A 14,494-nucleotide genomic window follows, 5' to 3' on the forward strand; every position below is an offset into this window, starting at 1 on the left:
AGTGAGGCGGCTCCTATGTATTAAGAGACATATGGATATTCTAAAAGGGGCGTGCATGGCGGTCGCCGACAGTGTGCCGGGAGTTTCCGGCGGAACGATCGCGTTTTTACTTGGATTTTATGATAAGTTCATCTCTTCGGTGGACGATATGCTCACCGGGACGATGGAGAGAAGAAAGGCCGCGCTGCCGTTCCTGCTCAAACTCGCCGTCGGTTGGGCAGCTGCGTTTCTCATCTGCGCCGTGATCCTCGCAAATCTTTTTGATACCTATATTTATGAAATAAGTTCGCTTTTTATCGGTCTGACCGTATGCACCGTCCCGATCGTCGTGATGGAGGAGCGCTCGAGCCTGAAAAATCATTATCCGCATATCATCTTCACCGCGCTCGGCGTGGCGGTGGTTCCTCTGATGATGTACTTCAATCCGGTCTCCCGCGAAAGTTCGGTGGATCTGACGCAGATATCTCCTCAGCTTGCACTGTTTCTTTTTATTGCGGCGGTGTTAGCGGTCTCGGTGATGGTTCTTCCGGGGATATCAGGCTCGACGATGCTTCTGATCATGGGACTGTACGTCCCGCTGATCTCGGCTGTGAGTGCGGTCATCCATCTTGAGCTGGCGTATGTGCCGATGCTCGTCGTCTTCGGGCTCGGAATGATCACCGGGCTTGTGTTCATCGCAAAACTTCTGAGATACTGCCTCGAAAAATACCGTTCGCAGACGATCTATCTCAGTATCGGGCTTCTGATCGGCTCACTGTATGCGATCGTTCTCGGGGCGACCACGCTGGATGTGCCAAGACCCCCGATGAGTTTTGAGACGTTCAGCATCCTGTTCTTTTTGCTTGGCGCCGGCATCCTTGCCCTCCTTCAGTATCTGAAGAAGAGAGCTGAGAAAAAAGCTGCGTAAAGTGGTTCAGATTCCCTGCGGATTTCTGTACTGCAGATACGAAAGGAACCTTTTGACAGCAGGCGAGACGGTATTTTTATCCCGGAATGCGATCCCGATATCGCGGAATGCCGGGACATCCAGTTCTTTTGCCGTGATGTCGTAGGGAATACGCGTTAATATCAGCTGCGGCAGGATACTGATCCCAAGTCCGCTTTCGACCATCGACATTATGGCATAATCATCCCACGTCGTAAAATGCACGTCGGGCTTAAGGTCATACCGTTCAAAAATTTCCGAGATTTCTGCTTTCCCCCCTTTTTCCAGAAGCATGAAAGGATATTTTTCCAGTTCTTTGATCGGAAAACGTTCACGAGCCGCCAGTGGGTGATCTTTTGGAAGAATAACAAGCAGTTTGTCCTGTTCCAGAAAGATGGTTTCCAGATCCGAAGGTGCCGGCAGACGGAGAAATCCGCAGTCCACCCGGCCTTCGCGGATCCAGGTTTCGATCTCCGTGTAATCTCCCAAAAGCAGTTCGTAGTCGATGTTTGGATAATCTTTTTGAAATTCCTTGATGATATTGGGCAGCCAGTGGGTCGCCACGCTGGAGAACGTTCCGATCCGAATAAGACCTGACTCCAGACCATGGAGTTCATTCACCTGAACCAGTAGATTTTGATACTCTTCCAAGACGCGTTTGGCATGCGGCAGAAGTATCACCCCGTCTGAGGTCAGTCTGACTCCGGACCTTCCCCTCTGCAGGAGGGATACGTTCCATTCAATTTCCAGATCACGGATCATCCGGCTTATCCCTGACTGGGAGTATCCTAAGAGTTCTGCAGCTCTGGTAAAACTTCCGGACTCCACTGTTTTTGTAAATGCCTGGTATTTCAGAATATTTGTGTCCATCGTCAGGTTCCTTTAACCATCTGTTTTTGTCATGCTAATCATAATAAATATTTGGTAATGTCATCATTTCAAATATCCATAGAACCATATCTGTAAAGACGGCATGAACGGGGAATTTATAAAATATACTGCAGCACTGCTTTTATTTGGTTCAAACGGGGTCGTTGCAGCCAGCATTGCCCTTTCGAGTTATGAGATCGTCTTTTTACGGACGCTTATCGGGAGTATTCTGCTGATCGGGCTGTTTCTCATCCTGCATGGAAAACTCACCGTTTTTAACCATATGCGCCAGTTTGCCTATCTTGCCGTCTCCGGAATAGCGATGGGAGCCGGGTGGATGTTCCTGTATGAAGCCTATCAGCAGATAGGAGTCAGTCTTTCCTCTCTGGTATATTACTGCGGACCGGTGATCGTAATGGTGCTTGCTCCGCTGTTGTTCCGCGAAAAGCTGACACGGCAGAAGACAGCCGGATTTTTTGCCGTTCTTCTTGGCATCATTCTGGTGAATGGTCAGGCTCTTTTTGCCGGCACGATCAGTTTCGGTTTATTCTGCGGTGCTATGTCGGCTGTTATGTATGCGGTGATGGTGATTTTTACGAAGAAGGCGACGCACATCACAGGTCTGGAAAATTCGATGGTGCAGCTGTTCATCAGTTTTCTGACGGTTGCCGTTTTTATCGGGATATTCAAAGGGTTTGCATTTGAGATCGCAGGAGAAGACATCCTGCCGATCCTGTTTCTCGGCGCGGTCAATACAGGCATAGGATGTTATCTGTATTTTTCTTCTATCGGCCGGCTGGATGTCCAGACAGTGGCAATCTGCGGCTATCTCGAGCCATTGTCAGCGGTAGTTTTTTCCGTCCTGCTTCTTGGCGAGGTGCTGTTTCCGATGCAGATCTTCGGTGCGGTGCTTCTTCTCGGAGGTGCGGTTTTGGGAGAGATGTCGGGGTCTTCGGGCAGAGGAGAGAAGGTCTGAGGTCGTCGTCTATGATCAACTCCTGCCGTTTGCCTCATCTCTTCACCCGCTACGCCCTGCCCTTTCTGATTTTCCGCGGGTTATTTATCCCGGGCAGTCCAACTATTGAACACTGAAAACTTCCGGGCACCATTCATGACACACGAACAAAAAAACATCCTATCTGTACGGGATATGGAACGTGAAGAAATAGACAAACTCCTCTGTTCTGCAGCAGCCTTCGACCGCGGGAACTATACCGGCCGCGAACTCGACGGCAAACTCCTCGCCGTCCTCTTTTTCGAACCAAGCACCCGGACCCGCATGTCCTTCTCCGCTGCAATGATGCGGCTTGGCGGCAAGATCCTCAACCTCGGTAGTGTCGAAGCCACCTCCATCACCAAAGGTGAGACCCTTTCTGACACGATACGCGTCATCTCCGGATACTGCGATGCGATCGTCCTGCGTCACCCCAAAGAAGGCGCCGCCCGTCTTGCAAGCGAAGTCGCCTCGGTCCCTGTTATCAACGGAGGCGACGGCGCCGGCCAGCACCCGTCCCAGACCCTGCTCGACCTGTTCACCATCCGCGAATCCATGCGGATCGAAAACATCGACGTCGGCCTGCAGGGAGATCTCAGATACGGAAGGACCGTCCACTCCCTCGCCTTTGCCCTCGCCAAATACAATAATGTCCGTATCCATACCATAGCTCCCGACGGACTCGATTTTCCGCGATATATCAAAGAAGACCTGCTGGATGCCGGTATAGAACTCATCGGCCATGACAATATAGAAGAGGCAGTTTCCGAGCTCGACGTGCTGTATGTGACCCGCCTCCAGCGCGAGCGGTTCCCTGACCCGGTCGCTTTTGCAAACTATGCATCCACCTACCGGATCACTCCCGAACTCCTGGAACTTGCCAAACCCGGCATGATCGTTCTTCATCCTCTCCCCCGCGTCGACGAGATCGATCCGGCAGTCGACGCTCTCCCGTGCGCCAAATACTTTGAACAGGCGCACAACGGCGTTCCTATCAGAATGGCCATGCTGAGCGAGGTGATGAACTGATGGTGCGCACTATCTCAGACGGGATCGTCATCTCGCCGATCAAAAACGGCACTGTCATCGACCACATCACCCCGGGAGAAGGGCTGACCGTTCTCCGGATCCTCGGGATCCGCGACGGAACGAACGTCACCGTCATCGTCGCATCCAATGTTCCCAGTTCACGCGGCGGGCGAAAGGACATGGTCAAGATCGAAAACCGCGAACTCCTCAAAGATGAAGTGGATAAAATCGCTCTCGTCGCCCCGGACGCGACCATCAGTATCATCAGAAACTTCAAAGTCTCGGTGAAAAAAACCGTTGAGGTCCCAAAAAAGATCATCGGCGTCATCAAATGCCCAAATCCGAACTGTATCACCAACACAAAAGAGCCGGTCCAGAGCCGCTTCGTCGTCCACCCCAGAGGATTCCGCTGTCAGTATTGCGACTCTCTCATCTCCTGCGAGATGGACATCGGCGATTATATCTGAAGATTTTCTTTATTCCAGAGACGGATCATCTCTTCTATGACATGAAGAGGCGCCGTCGTTTTTATCCCGGTATCGCAGAAATGCGTGCGGGTCGTGTAGTATCCTGCGTCATTTAAGCTCGCGATCAGTTCTTCCATATTCGGCGGCGAGACCTTCATGTTCCGGGAAACGATGTGATAATCATAGTATGTGCATGTTTCCGGCTCTGCGAGGAGATATGTCAGCAGCTTTTCCATCTGTCTTTTTGTGCCGAACTGCAGTTCGGGCAGGATTTCCTGCATTTCGGCAAGGACCTCCTTTTCCTGCAGAGGCCCCATCCACAAGGGACCTACAGGTATGGTCTCGACGCCGCAGTGGGGGCAGATATGCGTTTTCGGGAGAAGACTCCCCTTCTGCTCGGCACGGTAGAGACACTTCGGGCACTGCATCACAAATCCCATCTGACCGATCGTTTCATCGGCGGCCGTGACTTTGCCTATGACCCGAACATGCGAGCGGAAGTAGTGGGACTTCGCAAAACTCAGGATCGGCTTCATGCCGCGGTCGTATTTCACAAGTTCCCGGGCCATCGCCCCCATCATCATCCTAAGACCCACTTCCGCATGATACTCGGTGTTTCTCGGCGTCGCAAAATATCTGCGGCAGCCTGCCTTGAAATGCGCTCCGCAGAGAGGGGCCGTGTCCGTCGCCGTGACAAAGAGAAAATGTTTTGCGGCCCGTGAAGCTGCATCGAGAAAAGGTACCGGCGTGCCGAACGGATCGAGATCGATCGAATCGAACCGGGCCGTGCACATCAGCCGGTTCGCATCATCGCAGGTCACGCTGATATCGCCGCCCAGTTTCTCCGCATTCGCCCGGATTATCCTGACCGCCTGCTCGTCCCGGTCATTGATCGTGACCGGTATTTTTGCCTCGTTGGCGATCCGAAGGCCGCGAACGCCCGTTGCCGCCATCGCGTCCAGATAATCAGCCGGCTGTATGATCTTCGTGAGGAGTACCGTCATATCGCGGTTGAACTCCATTTTGGTGTTGTAAAAGACCGGAGCCGAGCCCGGCGGAAACTGAGTGTTTTCGTCCTGGACCGGGGCGGTAAAAGTCGTGCTCCCTTCCGTGATCTCCCTGCATTCCATGATTGACCCCAAAAAATGTAAACGGGCATGTAGGGATTCGAACCCTAGATATTCAGCTTAGGAGGCTGACGCCATATCCTGGCTTGGCTACATGCCCTGATTCTCATAATTATTCGGGCTTCACGGGGATATCTTTTTCGAAGCGGCACACCCACAAATACGATACATGAGTCTGGCTGGGTATGGAAAGATCATCCGTCCGATGAACGCGGGCGTCTCGGGTATCACCGCAGGCATCGCCTACTTTATCGCTAGCGGCACGCAGCCGCTTTTTGCGGCGCTGCTGTTTTTTATCGTGCTTGTGATCTGCGGTGCAGGAAACGTACTGAACGACGTGTTTGATAAAGAGATCGACAAAGTGAACCGGCCGGATCGTCCGATCCCGTCGGGAGCGGTCACGCCGCGGGGCGCTGTCGTATGGGCAGGTTTCCTCTTTGGTGTGGGGATCATCGCCGCCTGTTTCACGAACTTCTGGTGTCTTGGTATCGCTCTGGTGAATACGACCCTATTGGTCATCTATGCGGCGAAGTTCAAGGGTATCCCTCTGCTGGGCAATCTGAGCGTAGCCTATCTTTCGGGGAGCATCTTCCTCTTCGGCGGGTTTCTGGTCGGGCCGGAGTCCTTCCTCGTGATGCTGCCTCTGTTTGCCATCACGTTCTTCGGGACGCTCGCACGCGAACTGCTCAAGGATGCCGAGGACATCGAGGGGGATCGGATCGGCGGGGCACGGACCCTTCCGATGCGGATCGGGGTCCGGGGAACCGCAGTCCTCGCCGTGATTTTTGTTCTGTGCGCCGTGCTCTTCAGCTTTGTTCCGTTCCTGACCTGGGGGATCGTCTATCTGGTGCTGATCGGCGTCGTGGATGCGTTCATCATTCTGGTGACGATCCGGGCGCTGGGATTTACGCGGCCCGACGAACTTTCTGCTTCGAACTGCACGGCGTATCTGAAGTACGGGATGTTTGCGGCCCTCTTTGTGTTTCTGCTGATGGAAATCTCTGCGGTTTTCCTGTGAAGAGCCTGATAATTCAGAACATATTAATATCCGTGAGGTTGAAGGATTAATAAGCATACTTGGGGTAGCATGAAAGTATTAGTAAAAGATAATCTGCACATGGCGGAGGCAGGATCCTACTTCCGGGGCTCTGTACTGATCGAGGGAGACTTTCTTGTTCCGCCCCGGACGTACTTCTGGCGTGATCTTGTGGTTACCGGAAAACTCTTTTTGTGCCCCGAGTCCCACGTTGCCGGGAATGTGACCTGTAATGGTGCGGTCGTCTGCCGTGATTCGGTGATCGAGGGGGAGCTGAACGCGGGAACAGAGCAGCTGACTGTGTGTGATAATGCAAAAGTCCGGGTGATCCGGTCGGACGGGAACGTTCTGCTTCGGCCGGGCGTCATTTCCGCCGAGGTGAGGGGGGTCAATATTTTAGTGATGGGCAAGATCCAGTGCGGGAAGCTGATGGGCAAGAACACCCGCGTTGTTACGAACTAACATCCATCTTTTTTACATCTGCACTACAAGATATACGTATGACAGATGTCGTTTTGATCTCCGGAAGCCCGCGGGCGAAAGGAAATACTGAGTATGCACTGAATGTATGCAAGGACGCGATCGAGAAGAGGGGGCTCTCGGCAAAGATCATCTCGCTTCGGGGAAATCCGATCCAGGGTTGTATCGCCTGCGGTGAGTGTAAGAAAAACGGAAAATGCAGTCTCAAAGACGGACTGAATGATATGCTGGATGATATCAAGGCGGCAGACGGGTTTATCATCGGCGCCCCGGTCTACTTTGGAACGGCCAGAGGGGATGTGATGAATCTTATCCAGCGTGTTTCGATGATCGCCCGGTCGAACGGGAACTGGCTTTCAGGGAAAGTCGGCGGTCCGGTCGTTGTGGCACGACGCGGGGGTCTGACCTCGACGCTGCAGGAGATGCTGATGTCCTTTTTCATCTCCGATATGATCGTCTGCGGTTCCACCTACTGGAACATCGCGTTCGGCCATGGACCGGGCGATGTCGCAAACGATGCAGAGGGCATGGCGACGCTGGAGAAGTTCGGCGATAATGTGGCGAAGCTGATCATCCAGCTGAGAAAATAATTCAGAGAATATCTACTAACCCTTTTTTTCAAATAGGACTTACGCGGTGTTTGTGTAACTCTAATTCGTAAAGGAGTTTTTTGGGTGTGGAAACATAAAAATAACCAACCGCGAATCGGCGCGAATCCGCCCTTCGGGCGAGAAGAATCGGATTTGCTATTCCTCACTTTCGCAATACAGCTTCGCTGTCTTGCTCATCCCTCATCGGGATCGTTCGGGCAAATCCTGTCGGCGCCCCAGCGCCTCCCAAAGGTAATTTCTCTCCATCTCATCTCGAGATTATCAATAAAAAAAACATTTACCATTTTTAGGACTGCTCAATGCATATTTCTCTCACAGGAGCCGCTGGGGCGGCGACAGGATTTGCCCAAACGGTCCCGATGAAGGGACGAGCAAGTCGAGGGACGAGGCTTGCGAGAGTGAGGATCAGCAAATCCGATTCTGGGAGCAAGCCAAAGGCTTGCGGGATTCGCGCCGATTCGCGGTTGGTTTTTCTCTTGCGACCACATCTAGCTATCTCTCTCGAATTGGATCCACACCAACACCGCTTAAGTCCTATCCAGCGAATCAGCAAGTCCCTGTTCATTCAATAGACAAGAGTCAGCTTGCCGTTCTTCGCCACTTCGGCCGCCAGATAGGTTGGCGGCTGCTTTGATGCCAGCACCGAGATCTTTGCATGCAGGCATTTCCTGACGAGCTCCGCCGTCACCTTGCCTGAGACAAGGACCGCGGTGCTTTCCGGCGGGATACCCTCTATGAGTAATCGACCGACGACCTTGTCCAGCGCAGTAAACTGACCAAGATCCTCGGCTGATGCCGCGATCGTTCCGCCGACAAACGCCTTCGCCCCAAACCCGCCTGCCTTGATCACGTCGCTGGAAAATGCATGATTCAGAATATTTTTCGGCACCGGGATGCATGACTCAAGGACCGGCATCTTCTCCGGATCCAGATACGACGCCGTGCCCCCGCATCCGGAGAGCACACTTTTTTTTGGAAGAAGCACCTTGAACGGATTTTTCGTCAGCACACTCACGCCCGTTTCCGTCAGCATCACCGACTCGATATCCGCATACGGCACGATCCCCTCCGTCGTCAGATACCCCGCGGCAAACTCTTCGGCCATCTCATTCAGCATCATCACGGTCGAAAGACCCCGTCCGTTCACCGTCAGGGAAACCGGCTGCTCATTCAGGAGACCATGGTGAAATGCTGTCATCTGCGTGATAGGATATTGGTTTGGTACATTAAAAAAAATGGCGGGTATCCGATCGCCAGAGCACACCTGAAAATGCCCTGTAAAAAAAAGATCAGGGAAGTCTGATCGTCCCGACGATACGCAGCTTGCCCCCGTCCAGATAATGGATCACCGCTGAATCACCCGGCTTATACACAAGCGGCGTATCCAGTTCGAGCGTCAGCTTCGGCGCGTGCCAGTCCGATCCGTTCTCCACCTTCGTCACCCGTGCAGACAAAAACTGCATCCAGTGTCCGACAGACACGACCATCTGCTCCTTGATCTCTCCCGGCCAGTACTTCACCAGGTGTGCGTCGCCCGTCACCGTCGTCGTGTGGGTCACTTTCGGATCGGTCGTAAGAACGAAACCCCGATCCAGCTCCTCAGCATCGATATCCTTCAAAGCGCAGCCCACACGGTCGCCCGCATACGCCCAGGCAAAATCATCATCATGCTTCTGGACCGACCTGATCTGAGCGGTCTTATCCAGCGGTTCGACCCGCATCTTATCATGCTTCTTGATCCACCCGTCCGCGACGCATCCGAGGATCACCGTTCCAATACCCCGCACATTGAAGTGGTGATCGATCGGAACCGATCCGACTGCCCCCTCCTTCGGCTCGATATCCGGCTGATTTGCCGCACGCTCAAGAAGTCCGGCGGAAAGGCCGATGAAATCCTCTTCCATTATCGTATAATTCTCAAGCACCGTTCCTTTGATCAGCGGGGCGATCTGATTCGGCTGGATATAATTCTTCAGAATGATCGTCCCGTTCTTCACCCCTGCACAATCAAGCATCAGGATCCACTCGGCGACCATCGGCGTGATCTCAGAGATCACCACGATCGCCTCATGAGACATGGAAACGACATAAAATAACGGAGCAAGTCTGTCCGGATACCTCGTCGGTTCCAGAAGCGTCACGGTGTCGTGACCTTTTTTCAGATTATAGAATGTGATATCGGTACTGGTCCCCTTCTTCCCGAGATCCCGGGCATATCCGTTCGGGGCAAGTACGGCGACTGTTAAGTTCGGCATGGTTATACTCATTGGTGTTTGCGGATGATTATATTTATGGGTTTTATGGGTCCGCCTCCTCTGCCCACTCAGTACACTCTGTAGAAAAAGACGAAAATCTCTCCAAAAATCCCGCAAGATTTATCTCTTCATCATACACATTAACAGATATGAAAAATGTGAAAACGTCAGTTGATGGAGATATTCTTACAATTACGGTCGATCTTTCCCAGGAAGTCGGACCTTCATCCTCTGGAAAAACGATCATCATCGGCTCCAGCATGGGAAATAAACCCATCGACCGCAAACACCCCGATGTCCGCGTTGGTGTGAACGTTTATAAGAAGGTATAAGACTTTCGCCCCATTCTATTTTCCATGACCAGTCTACGTTCACGTATCCAACGGGTGTATGTATGCGTCCGTATGTGATAATCAACGCAGCAATGAGTGCTGACGGAAAACTTGCCACCCGGGAACGAAAACAGACCAAGATCTCCGGTCCTGACGATTTTCTCAGAGTTGACACGCTCCGCGCCGAGTCCGACGCAGTGATGGTGGGCATAGGGACCGTCCTCTCCGACGACCCTTCGCTGCGGCTGAAAAGCGAGGAGTATGCCGCGGTCCGAAAAGCCGGCGGCAAAGATCCTCATCCCATGCGGGTCGTGATCGACAGCATGGCACGAATGCCTGCAGACGGGGACATGTTCAAAAAAGGACTTGGCCGCGTGGTCATCTTCGTCTCGGAAAAAGCCCCGAAGGAAAGATGTGACGCCTTGAAAGAAAAAGCCACGGTGATCTCTGCGGGTGCGGATTCGGTAGATCTGGTAATCGTCTTAGATGAACTGGCAAAACTCGGGGTTCAAAAACTCATGGTCGAGGGAGGAGCCACGCTGCTCTGGTCGTTTCTCAGCAAAGAACTCTTTGACGAGATACGCATCTATATCGGCGCACTGATCATCGGCGGGAAGGATGCCCCCACCTTTGCAGACGGCGCCGGGTTCACGGATCCTGCGGAGTTCACCCGGCTCTCGCTGAAAAATATCGAGAAGATCGACGACGGCGTGCTGCTGACCTGGATAAAAAAAGTCTGAATATTATTTTACCAGCCGCTTTTTCCGAAGCAGCCGGTTGTAGGTGACGGCAAACCTGTGCGCCTCGTCCCGTATCTCCTGGAGGTACATGTTTGCCTTTGTCTTTTTTCCAAACGGCAGCGGGAACGGCACGCCTGAAACGAATACTTCTTCTTCCGCTTTCGCAAGGGAGATGAGCGGGATGTTTGCGTCCAGCTCATCAAGGATCCGCTTTGCTGACGAGAGCTGCCCTTTTCCTCCGTCGATCACGATCAGATCAGGGAGCGGTTTTTCCTCTTCGATCAGACGGCTGTATCTTCTGCGGACGACTTCTGCCATAGAGGCGAAGTCATCGATCCCTTCGACCGTTTTTATTTTGAACCGCCGGTAGTTTTTCTTGTCAGGTTTTCCTGAAACGAATCTGACCATGGAGGCGACCGTATCGGTTCCCGAGAGATGGGAGATGTCGAAACACTCGATGACGGCCGGCGGTTTTTTGAGATGAAGGGCGGCCTGGAGTTCCATTACTTTCAGTTCGTCGCCGAAGTGGACCGTCTCGATGTTTTTTCCCGCAAGTTCGAGCAGTTTTTTCTTGGCTCCCTGCTTTGGGACGGTGATCTTCACCATATGCCCTGCCAGATTTCCCAGATACGCGGCGAGTGACTCCTCAAGCTCCTCCTCGACGATTATCTCTTTGGGAGCAGGATTCTCCGAGTAATATCTCGAAACAAACTCCTCGAAAAATCCCTCCGATGCCTCGAAGATAAACTCGTCCCTGCCGCCGAGCGTTCCTTTGTACACATGGAAGACCATAAGATACACCGTTCCGTCAGCCGCGCGGTAGGCGATGACGTCCTCGTCATGATCGGTTTTTCTGGCGACATACTGCCGTGAAGAGAGGTTTTCGACCGCGGTGATCATGTCCCGGCAGAGGAGTGCCGCTTCGAACTCCATATCCTTCGAATACTCCGCCATTTCATCTTCGAGTTTGGTTTTGATCTCCTTTGTGCTGCCTTTCAGGACATCCGCTGCATAGCTGCACTGTTTTGCATACTCTTCAGCGGAAACGTGCCCGCCGCACGGCCCGGTGCAGTTGCCTATATGATAGCGCAGACAGGGTCTGTTCTTCGGCATGTTTTTGCAGGATCTGAGTCTGAATGTTTTTTTCACGACCGAAAGGACGTAGTCACGTTCTTTTCCTGAGACGAAGGGGCCGAAGTGCTGGCCGTTTCCGCGGGTGTTTCTCGCAATAGTGATCCGCGGAAACGGTTCTTTCGTGAGTTCGATGTAAGCGTAGGATTTGGCGTCTTTGAGATCGATGTTGTACTTCGGCTGATGATGTTTGATGAGCGTGTTTTCCAGAAGATAGGCTTCTTCTTCGGTCGCAGTTATGATATATTCAAACGAACGGATCGCAGCGACGAGCTTTGCAGTTTTTGCGTCATGATCCTTTTTCTGAAAATACGAAGAGACCCGTTTTCGCAGGTCTTTTGCCTTGCCGACATAGATGATCGTTCCTTCGCCGTCTTTATACAGGTAGCAGCCCGGCGAATGGGGGATATCGGCAAGATCGAAGGGGGGCATTTTCGGCAGGTTAATGTATGGGGTGGATGTATCTTTAATCATTATGGTTGTGCCCTGTTTGACCTGTCTGCATATGGATTCTCATGAGTATATATTTGATAAAGAGCGGGATTTTTACAATTACCGCATCGTCTGCAAACTGGGTGTGGTTCTTCCCGATCCGGTGCCGAAATCAGGTCTTACCTGCGATAAATATGAAAATAAGCTGGCTTCGCTCCCGCGGATCAGACGAAGTTCCTGTGCGATCGAGGTCGAACATGTCCAAAAATAAGGATTTTTTCCAGCACGATCATGCAGACGACCATGATCGGCAGATCAAAAAATAAGGATTTTTTTACAGCACGATCATGCAGACGACCATGATCAGCAGAAATGCCGTCGTCAGCAGAAGTGTTGCCAGAGGAAGAAGATTCGTAACGATCGCATTCACGGTCGAAGTCAGCTGCACGATCCGGGACGGGCCAAACACCTCCACCTCTTCGCAGATACCGGTTGCTGCCCCTCCTGACGCCGGAGAAAGATCTTCGACCGCTTTTAACACCGCTTCTGACACGTAGGGGATGATCTCGCCCGGTGACACCGCATCGCCGATCGGATTCCTGCCTGAGACCGAGTTCACGACATGCGAATCGGTCGTCAGGATCTCGACCTCATCCAGACCGAGCCCGAGAACAGCGCTGCGCAGGATCTCTCTGACCCCCAGATGAACATTATTGCCGTCAAAAAGGATGTATGCCGTTTTTATCCCATCGACATCAGTGACCATCGCAATGATCCCCATATCGGCAAATCCCTCGCTCCGTTCAAACGGCGGGATGACCTGCGCCGCTCCAACCGAGAACGGATGCATCTTTACATCCAGCATCAGATTCATCGCCTCATCCGCTCCGGCGATAAACTCATTGCCGGTTTTGGTCGAAGGATAGATGATGTTGGTGACCGAGGTCATACAGTTATGGGCATCCACGAACCCGACGTTTTCGTATCTGCCTTTGCTTTCACCCATTACGATCCTGCCGATCGAGTAGTCCATATCCTCCGTCATCTCAGGCGACCGGGTCGTGACCATCAGAAGCGAGTTGCCAAACCTCTGGGAAAGGATAGACACCGTACCGTGCTTCGTTCTGACTGGACGGCTCGCCATATCCGTATAAACGACCGAGTCGCGGGTGGTTTGTATCGCTTTCGCAATCGTTTTCGTCTCACGGTTGGAGATGAGGTTCAGATCATGACTGGCGCAGCCGTGGGAAACAAGAAGGATCGCGTCAGCTGCAAACGTATCATGCAGGACCTTGGGAAAGTTGCTGCCGCCAATCTCTGCCATCGGACCAGGGTGAAGATTCGGGATCACGAACCAGACATCCGGTTTGCCGGAACGTTTGAAGAAGAATGTCGTCTCGGGGACCGAGACATACTCGCTGATGTGATGGAAATACTCCTCGAGATCGTTGGATCCGTTCGTCAGATGAGCAAGAAACGCGTTGACGAAATGCATCGCTCCGACCCCGCTGGTCCGTTTCATCGGCAGATCGAACAGCAGTAAAAATACGATGACCCCTACCGAGAACACGATTATTGAAACAACGGCCGGAATAACGAATTCAGGGCCGAAGAACCAGACCCCGACGACCGCTCCGGCAAATGTCTGGATAGCGGCAGGCGCATACATCCTTCCAAACCGGTAGTCGGCGACTGCAGCGAGAACCACGAGCCTGATCGCCAGAATGAAACCCACGCCGAATACGTAGGCAAATCCCGCTCCAAGGAAGATGCCGGTGAACATCCAAAGCAGCATGAACACTTCGCCTGCAAGCGCCAGCAGACCCGATCTGTTCCAGGTGAACTCCTGGCGTGCGGTCGCGCTGACGAAGGGTTTTGTAAGGATCAGCGCAGCGACGGCGGGTATCGAGAAGGCAAATCCGATCCCCCGCATCTCGCCGGAGGCGAGGAAGACGACCCCGTCGACGGCAAAGCCGAGCAGAATGATCGCTGCCAAAGAAGCCTGCCATTTCGGAGCGTCGAAGAGATACTTCGTTAATGATTCGGTTTTTACTTCGCGTTTCAT

16 protein-coding genes and 1 tRNA gene are annotated in these 14,494 nt (G+C 52.7%); 10 read left to right on the forward strand and 7 right to left on the reverse strand.

Features of this window, described 5'->3' with window-relative positions; all coding sequences use genetic code 11:
• Positions 1 to 31: 31 nt before the first annotated feature.
• Positions 32 to 907 (forward strand): DUF368 domain-containing protein, encoded by an 876-nt coding sequence (locus tag EYA77_RS02850; RefSeq protein WP_245241132.1) that lies wholly within the window; start codon positions 32 to 34, stop codon positions 905 to 907.
• A gap of 6 nt (positions 908 to 913) precedes the next feature.
• Here the strand turns inward: EYA77_RS02850 and EYA77_RS02855 are convergent, their stop codons facing one another.
• Positions 914 to 1,795 (reverse strand): LysR family transcriptional regulator, encoded by an 882-nt coding sequence (locus EYA77_RS02855; protein ID WP_042697534.1) that lies wholly within the window; start codon positions 1,793 to 1,795, stop codon positions 914 to 916.
• 103 nt (positions 1,796 to 1,898) lie between these two features.
• Between EYA77_RS02855 and EYA77_RS02860 the strand changes: the two genes are divergently transcribed.
• The 3 genes from EYA77_RS02860 to pyrI all read left to right on the forward strand — a co-directional run bounded on the left by EYA77_RS02860 (position 1,899) and on the right by pyrI (position 4,285).
• Positions 1,899 to 2,771: a DMT family transporter gene (locus EYA77_RS02860; RefSeq protein ID WP_167815817.1), complete on the forward strand. Its 873-nt coding sequence runs from the start codon at positions 1,899 to 1,901 to the stop codon at positions 2,769 to 2,771.
• Between the two features lie 135 nt (positions 2,772 to 2,906).
• Positions 2,907 to 3,818, forward strand: a complete 912-nt coding sequence (pyrB, locus tag EYA77_RS02865) for an aspartate carbamoyltransferase (RefSeq protein WP_042697527.1) — start codon at positions 2,907 to 2,909, stop codon at positions 3,816 to 3,818.
• The gene (gene pyrI, locus EYA77_RS02870; RefSeq protein ID WP_042697523.1) at positions 3,818 to 4,285 is read left to right on the forward strand and encodes an aspartate carbamoyltransferase regulatory subunit; all 468 of its coding nucleotides are present in this window, start codon (positions 3,818 to 3,820) and stop codon (positions 4,283 to 4,285) included. Before pyrB ends, pyrI begins: the two co-directional genes overlap by 1 nt.
• On the opposite strand, the gene EYA77_RS02875 is transcribed toward pyrI, so the two are convergent.
• Positions 4,276 to 5,415 carry a tRNA (guanine(10)-N(2))-dimethyltransferase gene (locus EYA77_RS02875; RefSeq protein ID WP_167815818.1) on the reverse strand — a complete coding sequence of 380 codons (1,140 nt, stop codon included), beginning with the start codon at positions 5,413 to 5,415 and terminating at the stop codon, positions 4,276 to 4,278. The genes pyrI and EYA77_RS02875 overlap by 10 nt on opposite strands.
• A gap of 22 nt (positions 5,416 to 5,437) precedes the next feature.
• A tRNA-Arg gene (locus tag EYA77_RS02880) sits at positions 5,438 to 5,512 on the reverse strand.
• Positions 5,513 to 5,581: 69 nt separating this feature from the next.
• Here EYA77_RS02880 and EYA77_RS02885 point away from each other — a divergent pair.
• From EYA77_RS02885 to EYA77_RS02895, 3 genes are all read left to right on the forward strand, one after another.
• The gene (locus EYA77_RS02885; protein ID WP_167815819.1) at positions 5,582 to 6,430 is read left to right on the forward strand and encodes a geranylgeranylglycerol-phosphate geranylgeranyltransferase; all 849 of its coding nucleotides are present in this window, start codon (positions 5,582 to 5,584) and stop codon (positions 6,428 to 6,430) included.
• 69 nt (positions 6,431 to 6,499) lie between these two features.
• The gene (locus EYA77_RS02890; protein WP_042697514.1) at positions 6,500 to 6,910 is read left to right on the forward strand and encodes a hypothetical protein; all 411 of its coding nucleotides are present in this window, start codon (positions 6,500 to 6,502) and stop codon (positions 6,908 to 6,910) included.
• 38 nt (positions 6,911 to 6,948) lie between these two features.
• Complete coding sequence (locus EYA77_RS02895) at positions 6,949 to 7,518, forward strand: flavodoxin family protein (protein ID WP_167815820.1); 570 nt, start codon at positions 6,949 to 6,951, stop codon at positions 7,516 to 7,518.
• A 586-nt stretch (positions 7,519 to 8,104) separates the two neighbouring features.
• Here the strand turns inward: EYA77_RS02895 and EYA77_RS02900 are convergent.
• The gene (locus EYA77_RS02900; protein ID WP_042697719.1) at positions 8,105 to 8,737 is read right to left on the reverse strand and encodes a formate dehydrogenase accessory sulfurtransferase FdhD; all 633 of its coding nucleotides are present in this window, start codon (positions 8,735 to 8,737) and stop codon (positions 8,105 to 8,107) included.
• Positions 8,738 to 8,828: 91 nt separating this feature from the next.
• Positions 8,829 to 9,794 (reverse strand): EF-Tu/IF-2/RF-3 family GTPase, encoded by a 966-nt coding sequence (locus tag EYA77_RS02905; RefSeq protein WP_095642270.1) that lies wholly within the window; start codon positions 9,792 to 9,794, stop codon positions 8,829 to 8,831.
• A 14-nt stretch (positions 9,795 to 9,808) separates the two neighbouring features.
• Between EYA77_RS02905 and EYA77_RS09870 the strand changes: the two genes are divergently transcribed.
• A complete protein-coding gene (locus EYA77_RS09870) occupies positions 9,809 to 10,126 on the forward strand; it encodes a hypothetical protein (RefSeq protein ID WP_245241142.1) in 318 nt (105 codons plus the stop codon).
• 62 nt (positions 10,127 to 10,188) lie between these two features.
• Positions 10,189 to 10,866: a 2,5-diamino-6-(ribosylamino)-4(3H)-pyrimidinone 5'-phosphate reductase gene (locus EYA77_RS02915; protein ID WP_042697497.1), complete on the forward strand. Its 678-nt coding sequence runs from the start codon at positions 10,189 to 10,191 to the stop codon at positions 10,864 to 10,866.
• Between the two features lie 3 nt (positions 10,867 to 10,869).
• Here EYA77_RS02915 and uvrC read toward each other — a convergent pair whose 3' ends face one another.
• Positions 10,870 to 12,429 carry an excinuclease ABC subunit UvrC gene (gene uvrC, locus EYA77_RS02920; protein WP_167815856.1) on the reverse strand — a complete coding sequence of 520 codons (1,560 nt, stop codon included), beginning with the start codon at positions 12,427 to 12,429 and terminating at the stop codon, positions 10,870 to 10,872.
• A gap of 43 nt (positions 12,430 to 12,472) precedes the next feature.
• On the opposite strand from uvrC, the gene EYA77_RS02925 reads away from it, so the two are divergent.
• Complete coding sequence (locus tag EYA77_RS02925) at positions 12,473 to 12,700, forward strand: hypothetical protein (protein ID WP_042697495.1); 228 nt, start codon at positions 12,473 to 12,475, stop codon at positions 12,698 to 12,700.
• 63 nt (positions 12,701 to 12,763) lie between these two features.
• Here the strand turns inward: EYA77_RS02925 and EYA77_RS02930 are convergent, their stop codons facing one another.
• The gene (locus EYA77_RS02930; protein ID WP_167815821.1) at positions 12,764 to 14,494 is read right to left on the reverse strand and encodes a DUF2070 family protein; all 1,731 of its coding nucleotides are present in this window, start codon (positions 14,492 to 14,494) and stop codon (positions 12,764 to 12,766) included.

Origin of the sequence: Methanocorpusculum sp. GPch4 (assembly GCF_012062385.1) — an archaeon.
Lineage (GTDB): Archaea > Halobacteriota > Methanomicrobia > Methanomicrobiales > Methanocorpusculaceae > Methanocorpusculum > Methanocorpusculum parvum.